General features: G+C 69.8%; 16 protein-coding genes. 7 read left to right on the top strand and 9 right to left on the bottom strand.

Going from position 1 to position 20,642, the window contains the following annotated elements; genetic code table 11:
* Nucleotides 1-2: 2 nt before the first annotated feature.
* The 6 genes from OHT21_RS05470 to OHT21_RS05445 form a co-directional block, all read right to left on the bottom strand.
* Nucleotides 3-1,562, bottom strand: a complete 1,560-nt coding sequence (locus tag OHT21_RS05470; protein WP_328767089.1) for a Wzz/FepE/Etk N-terminal domain-containing protein — start codon at nt 1,560-1,562, stop codon at nt 3-5.
* Nucleotides 1,559-2,929 carry a Wzz/FepE/Etk N-terminal domain-containing protein gene (locus OHT21_RS05465; RefSeq protein WP_328767088.1) on the bottom strand — a complete coding sequence of 457 codons (1,371 nt, stop codon included), beginning with the start codon at nt 2,927-2,929 and terminating at the stop codon, nt 1,559-1,561. Before OHT21_RS05465 ends, OHT21_RS05470 begins: the two co-directional genes overlap by 4 nt.
* Nucleotides 2,926-4,221, bottom strand: coding sequence for a glycosyltransferase family 4 protein (locus tag OHT21_RS05460; protein WP_328767087.1), 1,296 nt, complete (start codon nt 4,219-4,221; stop codon nt 2,926-2,928). Before OHT21_RS05460 ends, OHT21_RS05465 begins: the two co-directional genes overlap by 4 nt.
* Nucleotides 4,211-5,527, bottom strand: a complete 1,317-nt coding sequence (locus OHT21_RS05455; protein ID WP_328767086.1) for a nucleotide sugar dehydrogenase — start codon at nt 5,525-5,527, stop codon at nt 4,211-4,213. Before OHT21_RS05455 ends, OHT21_RS05460 begins: the two co-directional genes overlap by 11 nt.
* An 82-nt stretch (nt 5,528-5,609) precedes the next feature.
* A complete protein-coding gene (locus OHT21_RS05450) occupies nt 5,610-7,088 on the bottom strand; it encodes a sugar transferase (protein ID WP_443050319.1) in 1,479 nt (492 codons plus the stop codon).
* A gap of 575 nt (nt 7,089-7,663) precedes the next feature.
* Nucleotides 7,664-9,175 carry a hypothetical protein gene (locus OHT21_RS05445; protein ID WP_328767084.1) on the bottom strand — a complete coding sequence of 504 codons (1,512 nt, stop codon included), beginning with the start codon at nt 9,173-9,175 and terminating at the stop codon, nt 7,664-7,666.
* A 156-nt stretch (nt 9,176-9,331) separates the two neighbouring features.
* Between OHT21_RS05445 and OHT21_RS05440 the strand changes: the two genes are divergently transcribed.
* Nucleotides 9,332-10,291: a transglutaminase-like domain-containing protein gene (locus OHT21_RS05440; protein WP_328767083.1), complete on the top strand. Its 960-nt coding sequence runs from the start codon at nt 9,332-9,334 to the stop codon at nt 10,289-10,291.
* 125 nt (nt 10,292-10,416) lie between these two features.
* Here OHT21_RS05440 and OHT21_RS05435 read toward each other — a convergent pair whose 3' ends face one another.
* Nucleotides 10,417-11,328 carry a LysR family transcriptional regulator gene (locus OHT21_RS05435; protein WP_328767082.1) on the bottom strand — a complete coding sequence of 304 codons (912 nt, stop codon included), beginning with the start codon at nt 11,326-11,328 and terminating at the stop codon, nt 10,417-10,419.
* Nucleotides 11,329-11,400: 72 nt separating this feature from the next.
* On the opposite strand from OHT21_RS05435, the gene OHT21_RS05430 reads away from it, so the two are divergent.
* On the top strand, nt 11,401-11,790 hold the full coding sequence (locus tag OHT21_RS05430) for a RidA family protein (protein ID WP_328767080.1): 390 nt from the start codon (nt 11,401-11,403) through the stop codon (nt 11,788-11,790).
* 499 nt (nt 11,791-12,289) lie between these two features.
* Here OHT21_RS05430 and OHT21_RS05425 read toward each other — a convergent pair whose 3' ends face one another.
* Nucleotides 12,290-13,060 (bottom strand): sulfite exporter TauE/SafE family protein, encoded by a 771-nt coding sequence (locus OHT21_RS05425; protein ID WP_328767078.1) that lies wholly within the window; start codon nt 13,058-13,060, stop codon nt 12,290-12,292.
* Between the two features lie 349 nt (nt 13,061-13,409).
* Here OHT21_RS05425 and OHT21_RS05420 point away from each other — a divergent pair, with 349 nt between their 5' ends.
* Nucleotides 13,410-14,090, top strand: coding sequence for a heparin lyase I family protein (locus OHT21_RS05420; RefSeq protein WP_328767077.1), 681 nt, complete (start codon nt 13,410-13,412; stop codon nt 14,088-14,090).
* A gap of 196 nt (nt 14,091-14,286) precedes the next feature.
* Here OHT21_RS05420 and OHT21_RS05415 read toward each other — a convergent pair whose 3' ends face one another.
* A complete protein-coding gene (locus OHT21_RS05415; protein ID WP_328767076.1) occupies nt 14,287-15,234 on the bottom strand; it encodes a helix-turn-helix transcriptional regulator in 948 nt (315 codons plus the stop codon).
* Between the two features lie 153 nt (nt 15,235-15,387).
* Here OHT21_RS05415 and OHT21_RS05410 point away from each other — a divergent pair, with 153 nt between their 5' ends.
* From OHT21_RS05410 to OHT21_RS05395, 4 genes are all read left to right on the top strand, one after another.
* Entirely contained in the window at nt 15,388-16,446 is a 1,059-nt protein-coding gene (locus OHT21_RS05410; protein WP_328767075.1) for a zinc-dependent alcohol dehydrogenase family protein, read from the top strand.
* Nucleotides 16,447-16,634: 188 nt separating this feature from the next.
* On the top strand, nt 16,635-17,282 hold the full coding sequence (locus OHT21_RS05405) for a (2Fe-2S)-binding protein (protein ID WP_328767074.1): 648 nt from the start codon (nt 16,635-16,637) through the stop codon (nt 17,280-17,282).
* Between the two features lie 6 nt (nt 17,283-17,288).
* A complete protein-coding gene (locus OHT21_RS05400) occupies nt 17,289-18,269 on the top strand; it encodes an FAD binding domain-containing protein (RefSeq protein WP_328767073.1) in 981 nt (326 codons plus the stop codon).
* Nucleotides 18,266-20,500, top strand: a complete 2,235-nt coding sequence (locus OHT21_RS05395; RefSeq protein WP_328767072.1) for a xanthine dehydrogenase family protein molybdopterin-binding subunit — start codon at nt 18,266-18,268, stop codon at nt 20,498-20,500. The genes OHT21_RS05400 and OHT21_RS05395 overlap by 4 nt, the downstream gene beginning before the upstream one ends.
* Nucleotides 20,501-20,642 lie beyond the last annotated feature (142 nt).

Here is a 20,642-nt window from a genome sequence, read left to right as displayed (position 1 = left end):
TCCTACCGCGCCTCCTGGTCGCTGTCCGGGACGCGTGCGGCCAGACTCGGCAGCCGCTCCGTCCGCAGCCGGCGTTCCCCCACTGCCTGAACGGCGTGGGAGGTACCCCCACCGTTCTGCCGGGCCAGCCGCTCGTTGTGGCCGCGCAGCGCGGTGCCCAGCCCGTCCCACAGCGTGCCGTCCGTCCGGTCCCGCGGGTCGGGGTCGATCAGCACCACGCCGATCACCGGAATGTGCTGGTCCGCGAGTTGCCGTGCCACGGTGTGCAGCCATGCGGCGCTGCCGTGCCCGGCCCGTACGACGAGCACGGTCTGGGTGCCGAGGTACTGGAGGTCGGTCCACGCCGTACCGGGCGCCACCGAGCCGACGCCGAGCCGGCGCTCCTGAGGCGACTCGGCCGCGGCAGGCTCGCCGCTGACCACGGTCGGGTCTCCCGGCTTCGGGCGGCGCTTTGCGAGCTGCGGGCCGGGCAGACCGTCGATGACGACCACCGGCCCCTGCGCCATCAGTGCCCTGGCGACGTCCAGGGCGAGCACGCTCGTGTGGCGCGCGCAGCCCAGCTCCAGCAGCGACACCGGTTCCGCGGAGCCGCGTACGGTGCGGGCCAGGCTCGTGGTGAGCCGCTCGCGTGCCACCCGGGTCCGTCGGCGCCGCCACCACCTGCTGGATCGGTGGGGCAGTTCCGCGATGACCGAGGCGCCCAGGTTCGCCGCGATGTCCCGGCGCAGTACGGGGCGGTCCGCCACCACCGTGCGGACCGCGGCGAGCGCGAGCCCGAGGACGAGCCCGAGGACGAGTCCGATCGCGGCGTTGGTGGCGGCGGCCTTGGGCAGGGAGTGCTGCACCGCGCGCGGGGCGTCCACGATCTGTGTGCCGGCGATGACCTTGGGCGTCCCGGTGCGCGCTTCGGCGGCACGCTGGTCGAAGTCGGCGATCCGCGAGTCGAGTTCGGCCCGGCGGGCGTAGAGCGTCTCGATGCTTGCGGACTCCTTCGGGTCGCTCTCCGTCTCCGGCGACCGGTCGCCGATCTCCTTGTTGACCTCGGCGAGTTCGTCCCGCATGCGGTCACGCTGGTCGAGCAGGGCCTTGGCCTCGGCTGTCGCGGTTTCCCGCATCCGCCGCTCATGGTCCGCGACGAACGCGTCGGCCAGCGCCTCGGCACGGGCCACGGCTTCCGCGTCGCTGTCACCCGTCACATCGATCTGCAGCAGGTTGTTGGTCAAGCCGGTGCCCCGGTAGTCCCGCATGAAGTCCGCCGCGTCTTCCGAGGAGTTGAGGGACTGCAGGGCCTTGCCGGCGATCCTCGTGGTCTCCAGCACGGCGACGTCGGTGCGGATCAGCGTTCCCATGTCGTTCGGCTGGTCCTCCGCATGCGCGACCAGCACTTTGGTCACCGCGCTCGGCGGCGGCGGCATCAGAACGGCCACCGCCGCGCCGGCCAGCAGGCCGAGCAGCGCCATGGCGCACCAGAAGCGGCGGCGCCTGCGCACCGACACCACCAGCGACTGCAGGTCGAAGAGCGGAGTGGCTGCCGACGATTCCGAAGTCGTACGCGTCGTCACGCCGAACCTCCCGTCGCAGAGCCGCGAACCGCGAGTACGGGAGTGCCGTTCTCGGGCACCTGGCCGGCGGACGGCGTCGTACGGGCCGAGACCGGGGCGGCGACGACGACGCCGACGACCTCATGCCCGCCGTCCGCACACGCCTCGGCGATGCCGGCGAGTTCCTCCGCGGTCCAGTTGCCCGCGCTGAGGACGACCAGGGCACCGGACTCGGTGTCGCGGTCCGGCACGATCGGCCGCTCCATCGAAACCTCCACCACCCGCAGCAGCGGATCGCTCTCGGCCTCGGCGACGAGTTGTCCGGCGGCCCGGCGGGCGATCTCGTCGCCGTCCGGTACGACCACCAACAGCCGCCGGGGGGCGGGCAGTTGGCCCCGGAGGCGAGCGCACACCCGCCGGTAGCGGATCCGCCTGCCGGCCTCGTCGCCGGACCTCTGCGGGCTCGGCAGGTCCCACCGGGTGTCGACGCCGAGGAGCCGGCGGATTCTGGCTCGTGGGCCACGGTCTTCCGGCCGGAGCGCGCCGCGCCGTTCATCGGGCACGTCGACGGTGCCGAGCAGCGCCGAGCCCAGTGCCGCGGCGATCTCCGGTTCGGTGCGCAGCCGGCGATCCATCCGTGCGGCGGCGAGATGGCCGATGACCGCGAACAGGAAGAACAGCAGGGCCCCGGCGACGATGAGCTGCATCCTCGTCGGCGGCGCCTCGCCGGCCGGCCGGGCCGCCGGCCCCATGACGACCATGCCGGCCAAGGTGTTCGCCGGGTCGGCCTGGTCCAGTTTCGTCATGGCCTCCTCCAGCGAGGTCCGCAGCCTCTCGAGCGTGGTGCGGGCCTGCACGCTCTCCACGGTCTGCCCCGGATCGGCGGCCTCGGCCAGGTCGGTGATACGGCGGTTGGTCTCCTCGATCTTCTTCCGCAGCGCCTCGGGCGCCGTGGCCGCTTCGGAGTCGGTGCTGCCGCCTGCGATCCGCGCGGCGAATTCGACGAATTCCTTGGCGACTTGGTCGGAGAGCTGCTGCGCGCGCTGCGGGGTGTCGGCCGTACCGGAGATCTTGATGATGTTCCCGTCGGTGGCCTTGGCGCTCACTCGATCCCGCAGCTCGGCGCCGCCGACGCCCGGCCAGCCCAGCTCGGCGGCCACGCGGTCGGCCACCGTCGAACTGGTCGCGATGTCCACCTGAGTCAGCAGCTCGCGCTCTTCCCACTGCCCCGGCAGCAGAACCGATGCCGAGGTCGTGTACCGCGGCGGGAACACCAGCGAGGCGCCGTAGCCGACGAGTGCGCCCACCACGGCGAGGGTGGCGAGCAGCCGCCACCGCCGTCGGAGAATCCGCCCGATCGTGGCCAGGCGGATCGTGTCATCGTTCAACGGCGCGGCCTCTTCCCTGTGCGGACCGGGTCGCCCGTCGACCCCGGAGTGTGTGTACGGCAGGCAGCGGCGTAGGCGGCGAGCAGCGAGGCCTGCGAGTTCCGCCAGGAAAGCTGCCCGCCGATCCGCTCCTGGCCGATCTTGCCCATCCGGGCCCGCTTCTCCGGATCGTCCAGCAACAACGCGATGAGCCCCGCGAATTCGGCCTCGTCGTTGGCGGGCGCGTAGACGGCGGCGTCACCGGCGGAGACGCGCGCCTCCTTCAGATCGAACGAGACGATCGGCCGGCCCATCGCCATGTACTCCAGGACCTTGTTCATGGTCGACACGTCGTTGAGCGGATTGCGCGGGTCGGGGGAGAGGCATACGTCCGCGGTGGACAGGTAGCGCACCAGGTCGGCGTCCGGGATGCGTCCGGTGAACTGCACCTGCTCGGAGAGCCCGAGCTGACGGGACAGCTCCACCATCGCGTCGAAGGCGTCGCCTGCGCCCACGAACACCGCGTGCCAGTCGGTACGCCCGAACTCGTCGCGCAGCTTCGCGAGGGCGCGCATGGCGTAGTCGACGCCGTCCTGCGGGCCCATGACGCCGAGGTAGCACAGCAGATGAGGCCTGCCACGCTTCAACTCCGGCTCGGGCGGCACCGGTTGGAACCGGTCGATCTGGGGCGCGCTGCGCACCACGAACACGTCCTCCGGCCGCCGGCCGCCACGGCTCATCGCGACGTCCCGGTAGCTCTCGTTCGTGGCGAGGACGACGTCCGCGGCCCGGTAGGTCCGCCGTTCCAGCGCGCACACGGCGCGGTAGAGCAGATCCTCGCCGCGGTCGAACCGGGACAGGTACAGCTCCGGTACGAGGTCGTGCTGGTCGAAGACGAACCGCGCGCCGCGCCGCTTCAGCCACAGGGCGGGCAGGAACAGCAGGTCGGGCGGGTTGCAGGCGTGGACCACGTCGACCGGGCCGACCTTCCGGGCCAGCCGTGCCGTGTGCCACAGCGCCGATCCGTATTCCCTGAGGTAGCCGGCCGGTCCTCCGGTGGCCGCACGCAATGGGTAGCGGTGGATCCGCACCCCGTCGATCACCGCCTCCGGCTCCGTGTCCCGTTTCTCCCCCCGGGGACAGATGACGTGCACTTCCCAGCCCGCGTCGCGCAGTGTCGTGCACTCCTGCCACACCCGCCGGTCGAACGGCACCGACAGGTTCTCCACCAGGATCAGCGCGCGCCGGCCCGGCCGGTCGCCGCCGACCGCGCCATCGAACGATGCGTCATCAAACGATCTGTCACCAAGCAAGGCCCACGTACCCCGGTTCGGCCCGGCGCGCTTCGGCGTCGGGAAGGTGGATGAGGTCGACGATCACCGGTCCTTCGCCATGAGGCAGCGCCGAAAGGACGGCCGGATCCCTCGTCCCGACCAGGCACACCTCGGCGTGCTCCAGCACCTCGTCGACGGATTCCGCGAGCAGTTGCGCGAGGTGCGGCAGCCGGGTCTCGATGTACTCGCGGTTGGCGCCGATCAGCCGGGAGAGGCTCACATTGGCGTCGTAGATCCGCAGGTCGTATCCCTTGCCGAAGAGCCGCTCCGCCAGTTCGACGAGCGGGCTCTCGCGGAGGTCGTCGGTGCCGGGTTTGAAGGACAGCCCGAACATCCCCACCCGGCGTTTGCCGGTGCGCTCGACCAGCTCGACCGCGCGCTGCAGATGGTCGGAGTTGGAGGGCAGTACGTGGGCGAGGATGGGCACCGAGATGTCGGCCCGCTGTGCCGCGTGGACCAGGCTGCGCAGGTCCTTGGGCAGACAGGAGCCGCCGAAGGCGAAGCCGGGCCGCAGGTAGGCGGGGCTGATGTTCAGCTTGCGGTCGGCGAGGAACACGTCCATCACCTGGTGCGAGTCCACCCCGAGCGCCTGGCACACCGCGCCCAGCTCGTTCGCGAAGCCGATCTTGAGGCCGTGGAACGCGTTGTCCGCGTACTTGATCGCCTCGGCCGTCGGGACCGGCACCCGGAACACCTCGCCGGGCAAGCCGTCGTACAACGCCGCCACCGCGTCGCCGCTGGCCGGGTCCAGCTCGCCGATGACGGTCTTGGGCGGGTCGAAGAAGTCCCGCACGCTGGTGCCCTCGCGCAGGAACTCCGGGTTGACCGCGACCCCGAGGTCCACCCCGGCCGTGCCGCCGACGTTCTTCTCCAGGATCGGGACCAGCAGGTTCAGGCAGGTGCCGGGGAGCATGGTGCTGCGGAAGACGACGGTATGCCGCCCACCCCGCTCCGCCAGGGCCGCGCCGATCTGCTCGGTGACCCGCTCCAAGTACGTGGTGCACAGGCTGCCGTTGGGCTCCGACGGCGTGCCCACGCACACCAGCGACACCTCGCTGTCCGCGATCGCCTCGCGGACGTCGTGGGTGGCGCGTAGTGCTCCGGTCCGTACCATCTCGGCGATGAGCTCGCCGATCCGCTCCTCGACCACCGGGGCCTTGCCGTCGTTGACCAGGTCGACCTTCACCTGGTTCACGTCCACCCCGATGACCTCGTGACCCATGCTGGCCAGGCACGCGGCCGACACACAGCCCACGTAGCCGAGCCCGAAAACGCTGACCTTCATGACCCGTCCCTCCCCCTAGACAGGCCCTCGCGGCCTGCGGTCCGCGCGCGGGCGGGACCGTCGAGTTGCAGCCCCCCGCGCATCAGTAGGCCCCCTGGCCGTAGAACACCGCACGCAGCGTCTTCCACAAGATCACTGCGTCCAGGGCGAGCGACCAGTCCTCCACGTAGCGCAGGTCGAGGCGGACCGCCTCCTCCCACGGCAGGTCGCTGCGTCCGCTGATCTGCCACAGGCCGGTGAGTCCCGGCTTGACCAGCAGCCGCCGCCGGATGTCCGGGCCGTACGCAGCGGTCTCCTCCGGTAGCGGAGGCCGCGGACCGACGAGCGACATCGATCCGGTGAGTACGTTGAAAAGCTGCGGGAGTTCGTCGATCGAGTACCGGCGCAGCACTGCTCCCACCCTGGTCACCCGCGGATCCCGGTGGAGCTTGAAGAGCAGGCCTGCGCCCTCGTTGCGGTCGGCCAGTTCGGCACGTGCCCCGTGGGCCCCGGCGACCATGGTGCGGAACTTGAGCATGGTGAACTCGCAGCCGTTCTTGCCGACTCTGCGCTGGCGGTAGAACACTCCGCCCCGGCTGTCCGCCAGTACGAGCAGCCCGACGAGCACCATCAGCGGCGCGAACAGCACCAGTAGAATCGTTGCGCCTACTCGGTCTACGACCCCCTTGATCGCCCGGCGGCCACCGGTGAAGGTCGGCATGCTGACCCGCAGCAACGGGATCCCGAGCACCGCGTCGACGTGCAGACGCGGGCCGGCCACCTCCATCAGTACGGGGGCCACGACCATCTCCGTATCGCTGCCTTCGAGGTTCCAGGCCAGCCGCTGCAGCCGGTGCGGTGTCCAGTACGGGTCCGGTGTGACCGCGACGACCCGGTAGCCGTCGTGGCGGACGTGCTTGGCGACGTCCGCCAGTCGGCCGACGACCCGCACTCCGTCCAGATGGTCACCGTCGAGCCCGCGACCGTCCGTCGTACACACCGCCTCCACCCGCCAGCCGATGTGCGGGAACTTGCGGGTGCGGTTGATCAGGTCGCGCACCGTGTCCGGGCTCCCGGCGGCGAGCACCGGTCTCAGGCACCGCCCTTCCTTCCGCTGTTTGTGCAGCCGAAGGCGGAGCACATACCGCGCGGTCATGGTGACGAGCGCGATCGCGGGGATCGCGACGAAGATCCAGAGCTTGATGTTGCGCGAGGTCAGGGCGATCCCGCCGAGCGCCAGTACGACGGTCGCCGCGAACAGCGAGCGTCCGAGCCGACGGAACTCCTCGGCGCCCTGGCCGAGCACAGCCGGAGTCCACGCCCGGCCCACCGCCAGCGCCCCCAGCACCAGCAGCTCGGTGCCGAAGGCGAGAATGCCCCACTTCTCGTGCCAGTTGGCCGCGTCCCGGACCCCGAAGAAGTTGCCGATCGCCGCCACCACAAAGGCGGTGGCCACGGTATCGGTGGTGATCACGGTACGGCGGTACCGCTGCTCCCAATCGATCGCGGGCCGGCTGATTGCCCCGTTCGCCAGATTCCCGCGCGCTGACGAAAAAGGGTCGACCATTCCCCCCTGTCGCACAGAACCCCCCGGTCCCCAGTGGTACGACGAAATCGCCAAACACTGTTCCGCGCCCAGGAGGCCCCCACCCCCCGCACAACCCCTCCCTCCGGGAGACCCCGTCCCCCGGCGCATGACGTACCGGCTACTTGAGCGCTACTTGAACAACCCGCCCTGGTGACACCGGACTTGCAGGTCCTGCCGGACTCACGAGGCCCGCAGGAACCCCTCGAAACCTCGGGTGCTCCCCACACCCAAAGCCCTCTCCCGGCCTTCCCCTCACGTCGGGCACCGGGGAGGCGACTGCTGGCTTGCAATAGCAACGGACGTACAGATCATTGTGGATCGCCTCGTGTCCGATCAGCTGAAGCACGGTCAATCTAGACCATCAGAGGTCACTCTGTAGAGGGAATGTGTGTAATTCGTGCCCAAGCTTCGCGTCTGGTTCCACCGACCGATCACGGCCCACGGGTGCTTTGACGCCACCACGCGCTCCAGCAGCTCGCCCGACGGCCCCGGGCGGCTTCTGCGCGTTAGCGACCGGCGGGCTGCAACGGGCCTTCTACGGCGCCCAGTTCGGCCGTTCTTGCCGCCTTCTAGGGCACCTGATCCAGCATCACGGCACGCGGCAGCGACGGATTGCCGGCCGCCGCTTCCACCACCTGCCCGTCGTCGTCGGTCAGCAACTCCACGATGGCCGACGGCGGGAGCGCCGGATGACCGGCGGCTATACGTCTCGCCTGAACGTCCGCCAGGCAGGCGAGCAGCGCCTGCGGCGTCGCGCGGCGGTGCCGGGCGACTTCCCGGAACGCCTTCTGTACCGGCGGCTCGTGGCGGGTCAGGTCCTCCAGCAGCGCCCCGGGCGCGTCCGGGTTCGTCGCCACCTTGGCGAGGACCCGGACTCCGTGCCGCCGGACCATGGCACGCAGCTGTGCCTCGGACAGGCCCGGATGCGGTGCGATGGACTTGAGCACCTTCGCGTCGGGGTCGCCGGCCAGCGCGTCGCGGATCTCGGCGGGCAGATCGCGTCGTCCGGCCAACAGTATCCGTACGGCCGGCTCGGTCGACCGGGCCAGTTCCTCGACCTCGGCGGGGGAAGCGGTCGCGATCCGTGGTGGCAGGGCGGCGCCGAGTCTGATGGTGGCGGCGAGGTGGATGAGCACGTCGAGCGGCACGTTGGGGTTGTGCGCGAGGCGGAACCGCACATCGTGGCCCTGGTCGTCGGCCAGCGCGCGCATCAGGGCCTCGTCGATCGCCGGGTTCCCGGCGAGGTCGGCCCGGAGACCCGGAACGGGATCCACGGCGAGCCGTCGGCTCACCTCCGGAGGGAGATCGTGGCGTTCGGCGAGGGCCCAGCGCAGCAGCATCGACGGGTGGTCCACGAAGGCGACCACGGCTTCGGTGGGTGTGGCCGGATTCCGCAGGGCCGCATGCCACATGTCGTGCACGGTGGACGCGTGGGAACCGTCGCACGAGGCGCCTGGCGGCAGCTCGCAGTCGAGCCGCGCGCACTCCGGATCGTGCGTGAACGGCGTCTCCTCACGGTCGCAGACCAGACACCGCTGCGCCGGAGACAGCCCCTCGCCGCCGATCAGCGCCGCCAGTACGGCCGGGGGCGTCGCCTCGTTGCCCGCCACCGCCCGGCGGACCTCGGCGTGCGGATGCCCCGCGAGCCTGGTCGCCACGTCTGGCGTCGTCCACAGGGCGAGTTCCGCGACGACCCGTACGTCCGAGTCCGCGGCGAGCGTCTCCACCACATCGGACGGAAGGCCGGAGCAGGCGGCCAGCTTCTCCCTCCGCTCGACCACCGGATCCGCCGCGAGCAGACGCCCCCACTCCGGGTTGCCGACTCCCTCGTCGAGCAACGCGAGGGCAGCGTCCGGCTGCGCCTCCGGATCGACGTCGGCAGCGGTCAGCCGGCCCTCGCGGGCAAGCCGTACGCCGCTCTCCTCGACGCGCGAGCACAACGCGACCGCCTGCGCACGGCTGAGGTCCGCGCGGCCCGCGAGGTCCCAGGCGATATCGGCGTCCGCGACCGCGATCAGCCGGTCCACCAGCTCCGGCGGCAGGGCGGAATTGGCGGCGAGCCCGCACAGGACATGGTTCACAGGGGCATCCTGCCGGGGAGCGTGGCCGCGCGGCTCCTGGTTTTCGACGCTCCCTGGACAATGCGCCGCGAATTTTGACACCGTGGGGCGAGCCGGCCGGCATTCGAACGTACGAGCTAACTCGCATCGCATCCGAACCCATGGGGGAGTCTCACCGTGCCGTCCGCGCCCGTGCCGTCCACCCGTCCCGCTCTCGCCCCCGAAGCCGCCGCCTTCTACCGCACCCAGAGCGTGTTCTCCGACCCCGGCGACCTCGTCGCGCACTACGCCGGTCTGCCCACCGACCCCGCCCAACTCGCCTGCATAGCACGCGACTTGATGATCCACCGGGGCGAGGACGACCTGTTCGGTCACACGCACCCGCTGGAGCGGCTGCACCACGACGCCGACGCCCGCTACGTCGACGACATCCTGCGGATCGTCGTCGAACGCGACGGTTCCCCCCTGAGCCGGCGGCGCGCGGCCGGGGACAGATTCGTCGGGATCTGCCGGGACTTCGCGCTGCTGCACTGCTCGCTGCTGCGGCACAGCGGCATCCCCGCCCGGGTGCGGTCCGGCTTTGCCGATTACTTCCGGGCGGACGGGTTCCACTGCGACCACGTCGTCACGGAGTACTGGGACGAGGCGCGCGGCTGGCTGCTCGCCGATCCACAGCTGACCGATCCGGAGATCACCGCCGCCTGGTACGTCGACTTCGACCCGATGGACGTGCCGCGCGACCGCTTCCAGGTCGCGGGCCGTGCCTGGCGCGACATCCGGGGCGGGGACGCCGACCCCGATACCTACGGGGTCTACCCGCCGGAGGACGGGCCGCTGAACGGGGAGTGGTTCGTGGCCGGCAACGTGCGACTCGACCTCGCTGCGCTGAACAAGGTGGAGACCCTGCTGTGGGACGTCTGGGGGACGGAGGCCGACGAGGAGGACGGGCAGACCATGACCGAGCCCCTCCGTGCGCTGTACGACCGGGCCTCACTGGTCGTCGCCCCGGACGACGTTTCCTTCGAGGACGCCCGGCGGCTGTTCGCGGAACAGGACGGGCTGCGGACGCCGGAGACCGTGCTGTCGCTGTCGGAGTACAACCCCCCGCTACACGTCACCCTCCGTCCCTTCGACTGACGCGCCCCGATCCGGATGCCTTCACCATCAACATCGCTGATCTGGTGGCCCGTTGGAACGGCGACTGGTGGCGGCCGGGCCGGCATCGCGTCTGCCGCCGCCCGCCGACTTGCCCGCTCCCACACCTACTCGGGCCTGTCCGGCGGATCTTGATTGAGGGCTGCCAAGATGCCAGGGACCAGGGGATTTGAGTCGTTCTTGCGCCAGGCCACGGCGACTCGGGTGCGCGCGGTGTTGGGCTCGATCCTGCGGAAGGCAACGCCTTTGAGGCGGATGCGGCGGATGCTCGCCGGGGCCAGTGACACGCCAAGGCCGGTTTCGACCAGGGCGCAGACGGTCTGCCATTCCACAGCATGCTGAGTCACCTGGGGGGTGAAGCCTGCGGTGATGCAGAGATTGGTGATCTGGTCGTACAGCGGCGGTCCGACGGCACGAGGCAGGAGCACGAAGGGGCAGTCCGCCAACTGTTCGACTCGGACGGCTCGTTGTGCCGCGAGCGGGTGTGAGGCGGGCAGGGCGGCCACGAACGGTTCGGTCAGCACGGTCTCGAACCCGAGTTCCGCGTCATGGGCGGGCGGCTCGCGCAACAGGCCGATGTCGATGGTCCTTTCGCGCAGAGCGGCCAGTTGCGGCGTGGTGGTCATCTCCCGGATGTCCAGATCCACAGCAGGAAACCGTTCCCGGAAGGTTCGCAACAGGCTGGGGAGGACGGTGAGGGCGAGGGAGGCGGCGAAGCCGATCCGCAGGCGGCCGGCCCTGCCACTGCCGACTTCTCGGGCTGCGGTCAGGCCGTCTGCGAGGTCGGTGAGGGCATGTCGGGCGGCGGGGAGGAGTTGCCGGCCCGCCGGGGTGAGGCCGATGCGCCCGGGTTCGCGGCTGAACAGCGCATATCCGACCTTGTCCTCCAGGCGGCGGATCTGCTGGCTCAGCGGCGGCTGGGCGATGCCCAGGCGGGTGGCGGCTCGGCCGAAGTGGAGTTCCTCGGCGAGCACGACGAAGGCGTGCAGCTGCGGCAGGGGAAGTTCGGGGCGCTCCATACGCTTAGAGATATCACTCTATGCCTGAAGGTGTATTAGACGTATCAGTGCTGGTCACTTAGCGTTCGGCGCATGACAGTGCGACGTTCCATCCTCAGCGGCTCAACGTTCGAGGAGCAGATCGGCTATGCCCGTGCCCTGGTCGACGGCGACTGGGTCCATGTGTCCGGGACGACCGGATTCGACTACACCACCATGACGATCTCCGACGACGTGGTGGAGCAGGCCGAGCAGTGCCTGCGCAACATCGAGGCCGCCCTGAACGAAGCGAAGTGCACCCTCGCTGACGTGGTGCGGGTGCGCTACCTGCTGCCCGACCGGGCCGACTTCGAGCCATGCTGGCCGGTACTGCGTCGCGCCTTCGGTGAGGTCCGACCGGCCGCCACCATGCTCATGTGCGGTCTCGCCGATCCCCGCATGAAGATCGAGATCGAGGTGTACGCCCGGCGGATCACCGCGTAACCGCCCGCGGAATCCGATCTGGGGGAACGGGGGCACCGTGCCCGAGGCCGGGCGGGGCGATCTGACACACGCCGAGTGGGCACGGCTCACACCACTGCTGCCCGCGGCGGACTGCCGGGCGGACGGTGGAGCGACTACCGCACAGGCGCGGGACCGGCGATGCCCTTGATCGGGTGTCTGCCGGTGCCGTCGAAGTCCCGTACGGCGGCGGGGAGTTCGGCGACCCTGGGACTGTGACGCGGGCGCGGAACGGGACGTTCCCCACAGTGCCGTCGAGTGTACGGCGGCGAAGGCGTCCGTCCGCGGTGTAGGGGAGCTCGTCCGCACCGGCCCAGCGGGCGGCGAAGGGGAAGACGTCCTCGTCGTAGGCCTGATGGAATGACCCATTCCGCTCTGTTCGCGACCTGCAAACTGCCGCTAACACACGGGAGTTGACGCCTTGCTCTGGCCCATGTCGTTGACGTCGGGCGGGCCTTGGTGGTGTGTCAGCCTCGGTGCGTCAGCGCAGCAGCTGCACGATCGCGATGGCGCCGACGGCGACGATGACGGCGCGGAGCGCGGTGGGCGGGAGGCGGCGGCCGACCTTGGCGCCGATCTGCCCGCCGAGGGCGGAGCCGACGGCGATCAGCAGGACCGCCGTCCAGTCGAACTCAGCGACGAAGAGGAAGAAGCAGGCGGCGACGCCGTTGACGACGGCTCCGAGGATGTTCTTGACCGCGTTGACGCGTTGCAGGTCCTCGTCGAGGAGCAGGCCCATCAGGGAGAGGTACAGCACCCCTTGGGCGGCGCCGAAGTAGCCGCCGTACGCGCTCGCGAGGAGCAGCCCTACCAGGAGGGCGGGTCCGCCGTGCGGGCGGGAGGTGGTGCCGTTCTTGTCGCGGCGGCGTCGTACGGCTCTGGCGAGGCGTGGCTGGAGCAGTACGAGGATGAGCGCGAGGGCGATCAGTACGGGGACGATCGTGTCGAAGGCCTCGGAGGGCAGGGCGAGCAGCAGGATGGCGCCGCCGAGTCCGCCGATGAGAGCGGTGAGGCTGAGGACGAGTGCGCGGCGGCCCTGTCCGCGCAGTTCGGCGCGGTAGCCGATGGCTCCGCTGATGGAGCCGGGGACGAGGCCGAGGGCGTTGGAGACGTTGGCGGTGATCGGCGGCAGTCCGGTGGCGAGCAGCACCGGGAAGGTGATCAGGGTGCCGGAGCCGACGATGGTGTTGATCGTGCCCGCGCCGATGCCGGCGGCGAGGACGGCCAGTGCTTCCCAGAGGGACAACGCCACTCCCTACGTGATCAGCGTGTGCCTCCCCGCCGCGCGGTAGGAGGTCGCGGGGCTCTCGTTGATCATGCACGATCAAGCGTTTGGCTCACGGTGTGCTCTCAGCATGTGGGAGCTGAGTTCGGTAGTGCCCTTCAAATATCGGATCTATCTGAAGGCTTGATGTGGACCCGTCAGGCATCGCCCGGTAACTTCGGTGAATGGTTCAGACCTGATTTCGGCTCCGAGGAGGATTGATCGGATGTTAAGGAAGTGGACGGGTAAAAGGATCCATGTGTTCTGCCTTACTGGCGCTCTGATCGCCGGTCTCGCTCTGACAGGTGGCTCCGCGGAGGCCGGCGCCCGGGGAGACGTGGGCGTCCAGGCCTTGCCCGCCGGGGTGTACTTCCAGGACGAGGGCACCGTCCAAGGGTGGTCCAACTACCCGCAGAAGCCCCAGAAGCAAGGCGTCTTACGCAACGTCACCACCCCCGCCTACAAAGGCGGCAACGCCATCGAGGCCAAGCAGACCTACATCAACGAGGGCGGCGGCTACCACTCCGAGACCATCCAGGCCTCCACCCAGGCCGTAGGCCAGGACCGCTACTACGGTCAGGCGGTCTACATCGCCCCCGGCTGGCAGTTCCACAACCAGAACGTCACCTTCCAGCAGTGGTCGCCCGAAGATCCCGAGGGACCGTGGGAGCTGATGTTCATCCAGAACGACGACCTGCGCATCGGCGGATCCGGCGGCTTCAGCGCGAACGTCGCCAAGGTGACCGATCTGCGGGGCACTTGGATCCGGATCGTCACGCGACTGAAGTTCCACGCGAGCAACGGTGCCTTCGAGATCTGGGTCAACGGTGTGAAGAAGTACAGCAAGACCGGAGTTCCCGTGCTGCCGAAGACGTCCCGCACGATTCGCTGGTCGTCCGGCATCTACTGCACCGGCTGGCGCGAGAACCTGCCCGCCGGCCCTCGGGAGCTCTCCGTCTTCCACGATCACGCACGCATTGCGAACTCGTACGGCCTGGCCGAACCCGCGAACTGGTAACGCGCGAGGGCGGTCCCAACACGGGGGCGGGGCTTCCTGCCGGGCAGGCAGGAAGCCCGTTGCTTCGCGCCGCCGTATAACGGCGGCGGCAGCGTTCTGCCCCGTCACGTCTGCGCGCCGCGAACTGGACGGCTGAACTGTTCAGGCGCGGTCGACGGCAGCGGACGCGTCCTCGGTGAAGCCTGCGCGCCTGGCCTTACTGGGACGAGCCGCGAGTGTCCGGCTTCCTCGTCTTGGGCGTGGCATCGGTGGCGGGTGGGTTCGGCGGCCGGGCCGACGTGGCTGCCCAGCTGGCCAGAAGCTTGAGACGGTCCTCATCGGGGCTGCCCGGCTCGGCGGTGTAGATGGTCAGGGCGTGCTCCTCGTGAGTGGAGAGGGGCAGGCCCAGCGGCTGGTAGGTGAGCTGCAGGGTCCCGGCGTCAGGGTGGTGGAAGCGCTTGACGCCGCCGTGGTGGATGCGCACATTGTGGGCGGCCCAGCGAGTGCGGAACTCGGCGCTCACCGTGGACAGTTCACCGATCAGCTCGCGCAGTGCCCTGTCGTGCGGGTAGCGCCCGGCTTCGACGCGCAGCAGGGCGACGGTGATGTTCGCGGCGGCGTCCCAGTCGGCGACGAAGTCGGGTGCGCCACGGTCGAGGAACCAGTAGCGGGCGAAGTTCGGACGGCCACGTTCGTCCACGGTCTCGCTGCTGAACAGCGGCGAGAACAGCGCGCGGGCTAGTGCGTTGGCGGACACGATGTCCAGGCGGCCGTTGGTGACGAACGCCGCGGACAGCGTGATGGAGTCCAGCAGCCACTCGACACGGGCCGGGACCTCGACGGCCTTGCGACGGCGAGGCGTACGGCTGGACGGCTGTGCGGCCTTGGCCAGGTCGAACAGGTACGTGCGCTCCTCCTCGTCCAGTTGCAGTGCGCGGGCGACCGCATCGAGGACGTCCTCGGACACGCCGCCGATATGGCCCTTCTCCAGCCGGGTGTACCACTCGGTACTCACACCGGCGAGAACGGCGACCTCCTCGCGCCGTAGCCCCGGGACCCGCCGCCGGCCGCTCGTGGGCAGCCCTGCCTGCTCCGGGGTGATCCTGGCGCGCCGGGTGGCGAGGAAATCCCGGATCTCGGAGCGGTTGTCGGGTCGCTGGTCCATGCCCTCAACGGTAGGCACGAGCCGCCGGAAAGGGAGGTTGAGCTTGTACCCCCCATAAACCCGACCTTCTTCGCCCGCGATGGAGACGGTTGCCTGGCACATCGGCGCCATAGGCGCCAACGCACGAAGCAAGGAAAGCAAGGAGATGCACCCATGCGTGGCGTAGTGATGCACAAGGCCGGCGACGTCCGTCTTGAGGAGCGCGAGGACCCGAAGATCCTCGAGCCCACCGACGCCATCGTCCGGCTGACCGCGACCTGCATCTGCGGGTCGGACCTGTGGCCGTACCGCGGGATCGAACCCGTCGATCACACGGCCATGGGGCATGAGTACGTGGGCGTCGTCGAGGAAGTCGGAGACGACGTGCGGAACGTCAAGGTCGGCGACTTCGTCGTCGGGTCGTTCGTCATCTCCGACAACACCTGCGAGATCTGCCGCTCGGGCTACCAATCCGGCTGCGTACACCGGGAGTTCGTGGCGCAGACGATCGGCACCCAGGCCGAGAAGGCGCGCATTCCGCACGCGGACGGCACGCTCGTTCCGACGCCGGGGCAGCCCGACGCGGAGCTGATCCCCTCCTTGCTGGCCGCCTCCGACGTGCTCGGCACCGGCTGGTACGGGGCCGTCGCCGCCGAGGCCGGCCCCGGCAAGACCGTCGCGGTCGTCGGCGACGGCGCGGTCGGCCTGATGGCCGTCCTCGCCGCCAAGCAGCTGGGCGCCATGGGGGTGCCCCCGGTCGAGCGAAGCCGAGACTGGGGGAGGATCATCGCGATGTCCCGCCACCCCGAACGGCAGGAGCTGGCCCGCTTCTACGGCGCGACCGACATCGTCGCCGAGCGCGGTGACGAGGGCGTGGCGAAGATCAAGGAACTCACGGGCGGTCTCGGCGCGCACTCGGTGGTCGAGGCGGTCGGCACCCAGGAGTCCACGATGCAGGCGATCGGCGCAACCCGTCCGGGCGGGCACCTGGGCTTCGTCGGCGTCAACTACGACGTTACGATCCCCGGCATCGACCTCTTCTTCGCCGGCATCCACACGGAGGGCGGCCCCGCCCCCGTACGCCGCTTCCTGCCCGACCTGATCCAGCTCATCTGGGACCGGAAGATCGACCCAGGCAAGGTCTTCGACCTCACCCTGCCCCTGGACCAGGCTGCGGAGGGCTACAAGGCGATGGATGAACGCCGCGCCACCAAGGTGCTTCTCACCTTCTGAACCTTCTGATGGCTGTCGGCTCGGCCGCCGGGCCAGGCGTTCCCGACCCCGGACAGTAGTCGTGAGCCTGCCCAGCAAGGGGGTTGAGCTTGTCCCCCCTATAAACACGACCTTCTTCCCTCGCGACCGAGCCGGTTTCCTGAGGCCCGCAGCTCGATCACCTCCGTCCGTGATGTGAAGGCGTACGTATGTCCACTGAAATTCCTGAGTCTTCCGTTCCTCCCCCCACCGGAGCCGACGAGTCCTCCACGGGGCCCACCCGGCGCACGTTCATCGCCACCTCTACGGCTGTCGGCGGTGTTGTCGTCGCAGGCGGCGTGCTCGGAGGCACCGTGTTCCTCGGTGACGAGGCCGACGGCGCCGAGCCCCCGCCCGAGAGCCGCGTCTCCCTGACGGTCAACGGCACCCGGCGCACGGTCACGGTCGACAACCGCACCTCGCTACTGGACCTGCTGCGCGAGCACTTCGACCTGACCGGCTCCAAGAAGGGCTGCAACGCCGGAGCTTGCGGGGCGTGCACGGTACTGGTCGACGGGCAGCGGGTGAACTCCTGCCTGACCCTGGCGGTCCGGCTGGAGGGTGCCGAGGTCACCACCATCGAGGGTCTGTCCAAGGGCGGCCAACTGCACCCGCTGCAGCAGGCGTTCATCGACGAGGACGCCTTCCAGTGCGGTTACTGCACCCCCGGACAGATCATGTCCGGCGTCGGCTGCATCAAGGAGGGCCACACCGATTCGCCGGAGGAGATCCGGGAGTGGATGAGCGGCAACATCTGCCGCTGCGGCTGCTACGTGAAGATCGTGCGCGCGGTCGAGCAGACCGCCGCCGGGAAGTGAGGACCGATGTATCCCTTCTCCTTCACGAAGGCCGCTGACACTCGTGAGGCCCTCAACGCGGGCCGTAGAGGCGGGCGTTACATCGCCGGGGGTACGACCCTCGTCGACCTGATGCGCGAGACCGTCGAGCGTCCCGAGACGCTGGTCGACATCAGTGACCTGCCGTTGCGCGAGGTCAGGGTTACCGAGCGCGGCGGGATACGCATCGGCGCGCTGGTCAGCATGGCCGAGACGGCCGCCCACCCCAAGGTCCGTACGCTCTTCCCCGTCATCTCCGAGGCGCTGGAGCTGAGCGCATCGGCCCAGCTGCGGAACATGGCGACCATCGGCGGCAACATCATGCAGCGCACCCGCTGTACGTACTTCCGTGACGTGACCGCCGACTGCAACAAGCGTGACCCCGGCTCCGGTTGTGCGGCCCGGGAGGGCCACAACCGCACGCACGCCATCCTCGGCACCTCCGACTCCTGCGTGGCCACGCACCCCTCCGATGTGGCGGTGGCGTTCGCGGCGCTGGAGGCGACCGTGCACCTGCTGGGCCCGGACGGGGAACGCCGTGTCCCCTTCGCCGACTTCCTGTTGCGGCCGGGGAAGACCCCGAATCGTGAACAGGCCCTGAAGCAGGGCGAGTTGATCACAGGGGTGGAGATCCCCGCCCTTCCGCGCCCGCTGAAGTCCGGCTATCTGAAGGTGCGGGACCGTCAGTCGTACGAGTTCGCGCTGACGTCCGCGGCCGTCGCCCTGCACGTACGCGGCGGAGCCATCCAGGAGGCAAAGGTCGCCGCCGGAGGCGTGGGCACCGTGCCCTGGAAGCTGCCCGCCGTAGAGGTGCACCTGGTCGGCGAACGCCCCTCGGACGCCCTGTGGAAGGCCGCCGCCGAACATGCGGCCAAGGGGGCCCGCCCGCTCGAACACAACCGCTTCAAGGTCGAGTTGCTGCAACGGACCGTCGAGCGTCAGCTGCGCATCGTAGGAGGTACCAAGTGAGCCCCCAGCCGCAGGCAGCCGTAGGTGCGCCGCTGTCCCGGGTGGACGGGCGGCTGAAGGTCACCGGCAAGGCGCAGTACGCCGCTGAGTTCCCCCACGCTCGAACAACCTCGCGCGGGGGGACCCCCACCGTCGACGGGGTGGCGCACGCCGTGATCGTCGACGCGAGCATCGGCCGCGGCCGTATCGCCGGCGTCGACACGGATGACGCCGAAGCCGTCCCCGGCGTGCTGCGGGTGATCCATCACGGCAACGCGCCGACGTTGCCGTACCGCGACAACCCCGGGTCGAACAACCCGGCGGAGGGCCGCAGGCTGCGGGTCTTCCAGGACGACAAGGTCCTCTTCCACGGCCAGCCGGTCGCCGTCGTCATCGCCACCAGCCTGGAGGCCGCGCAGCACGGCGCCAGCCTGGTCAAGGTCGACTACGACGCCGAGAAGCCCTCGACCGACCTGGCCGAGGCCAAGGCGGACGCACCGACCAAGTACGCGCGGGGGAACGCCGAAGCCGGTCTGCGCGAGGCGCCGGTACGGATGGATCTGACGTACCGCATGGCGCGCAATCACCACAATCCGATGGAGCCGCACGCCACCATCGCCCGCTGGGACGGCGACAAGCTGACCGTGTGGGACAAGACCCAGTGGGTGGTGGGCACGCAGACCGAACTCTCCACGGTGTTCGACCTGCCCCTGAAGTCCGTGCGGGTCATCTCGCCGTTCGTCGGCGGCGGCTTCGGCAGCGGGCTGCGCTGCTGGCCGCACACGGTGGTCGCCGCGCTGGCCGCCCGTGAGACGAAGCGTCCCGTGAAGGTGGTCCTCAGCCGGAGGCAGCAGTACTTCGGCACCGGCTTCCGGCCCTTGTACGAGTACCGGCTGCGCCTGGGCAGTGACCAGCGGGGCCGCCTGAGGGCCACGATCCACGAGATCGACGCGGAGACGTCTTCGTACGAGAAGTTCGACGAGGCCATCATGCTCGCCGGGCAGATGTTCTACAGCACGCCCAACGTCAGCCAGGCGTACCGGAAGGTGCCCCTGGACGTGAACACCCCGATCTGGATGCGCGGTCCGGGCTTCGCGAACGCGTCCTTCGCCATCGAGTCGGCCATGGACGAACTCGCCGACCGGCTGCGTATCGACCCGATCGAGCTGCGTCTGCGCAACGAGCCGGCCGAGGACGAGTCGACCGGGCTGCCCTGGTCCACGCGTCGGCTGCGCGAGTGCTACACCGTGGGCGCCCGTGAGTTCGGCTGGGAGCGGCGCAAGGCGAAGCCCCGCTCGAAGCGGGACGGCGACTGGCTGATCGGTCTGGGCATGGCCGCGGCCGTGTATGACCCCGGGCTCGTGGCGGCAGATGCCCGGGCCCGCCTGGACGCGGACGGTACCGCGGTGGTCGAGGCCGCCTCGAGCGACATGGGTCCGGGGACCTACACCTCCCAGACCCAGGTCGCCGCCGACGCGCTCGGGCTGGCCATGCGCGCGGTCGACTTCCGGCTCGGCGACTCGCTCTACCCGCCCACCCCGCCGCACGGCGGCTCGATGACCATGGCGAGCGTCGGCTCCGCCACCCTCGACGCCTGCGACAAGGTCCGCCGGCAGGCGATCAAACTGGCCGTCGAGGACGAGGAATCACCGCTGTACGGCGTCAAGGCCGAGGACATCGTCGTACGCAACGGTCGGCTGCACGTCCAGGGCAACCCGGCCCGCGGCGAGACCTATCAGCGGCTGCTCGCCCGCAACAACCGCACCCACCTCGAAGCCGACGGCTCGTACGCCGGGCCGCCGGATCCCGAGCGGCACTCGTACTACTCCTACGGCGCGGTCTTCACCGAGGTCGGGGTGGACGCGACGCTGGGGCTGGTGCGGGTGCGGCGGATGCTCGGGGTGTACGACTGCGGCCGCATCGTCAGCCCCAAACTCGCCGACAGCCAGGCGCTGGGCGGGATGGTTGGCGGCATCAGCCAGGCGCTCCTTGAGCACACGGTCACCGACCACCGCGACGGCCGAATCGTCAACGCCAACCTGGCCGACTACCTCGTGCCCGTGAACGCCGACATCCCCGAGATCAAGGCGATCTACCTGGAGGGCGAGGACATGAACGCCGACGTGCTCGGCGTCAAGGGTGTCGGAGAGATCGTCCAGGTCGGGGTGGCGTCCGCCATCGCCAACGCGGTCTTCAACGCCACCGGGCGCCGTATCCGCGAACTGCCCATCACCGCCGAGGCGTTGCTCTGAGCCGAGGCCCGATACGTCCGGCTGGGGGTCCCCCCACGCCTTTAAGGCAAGGCCATGAAGTTATGGTTCAGCGGCTGGTGGCAAGGGGTGCTTGATCTGGCGGAACGCAGAGTGCAGGAAGCGGAGCCCCGGTAGAACTGAC

It is taken from the genome of Streptomyces sp. NBC_00286, from assembly GCF_036173125.1.
Taxonomy (GTDB): Bacteria; Actinomycetota; Actinomycetes; order Streptomycetales; family Streptomycetaceae; genus Streptomyces.
Note: the sequence above shows the minus strand (reverse complement) of the source record. Positions and strands in the feature narration are given on the sequence as shown.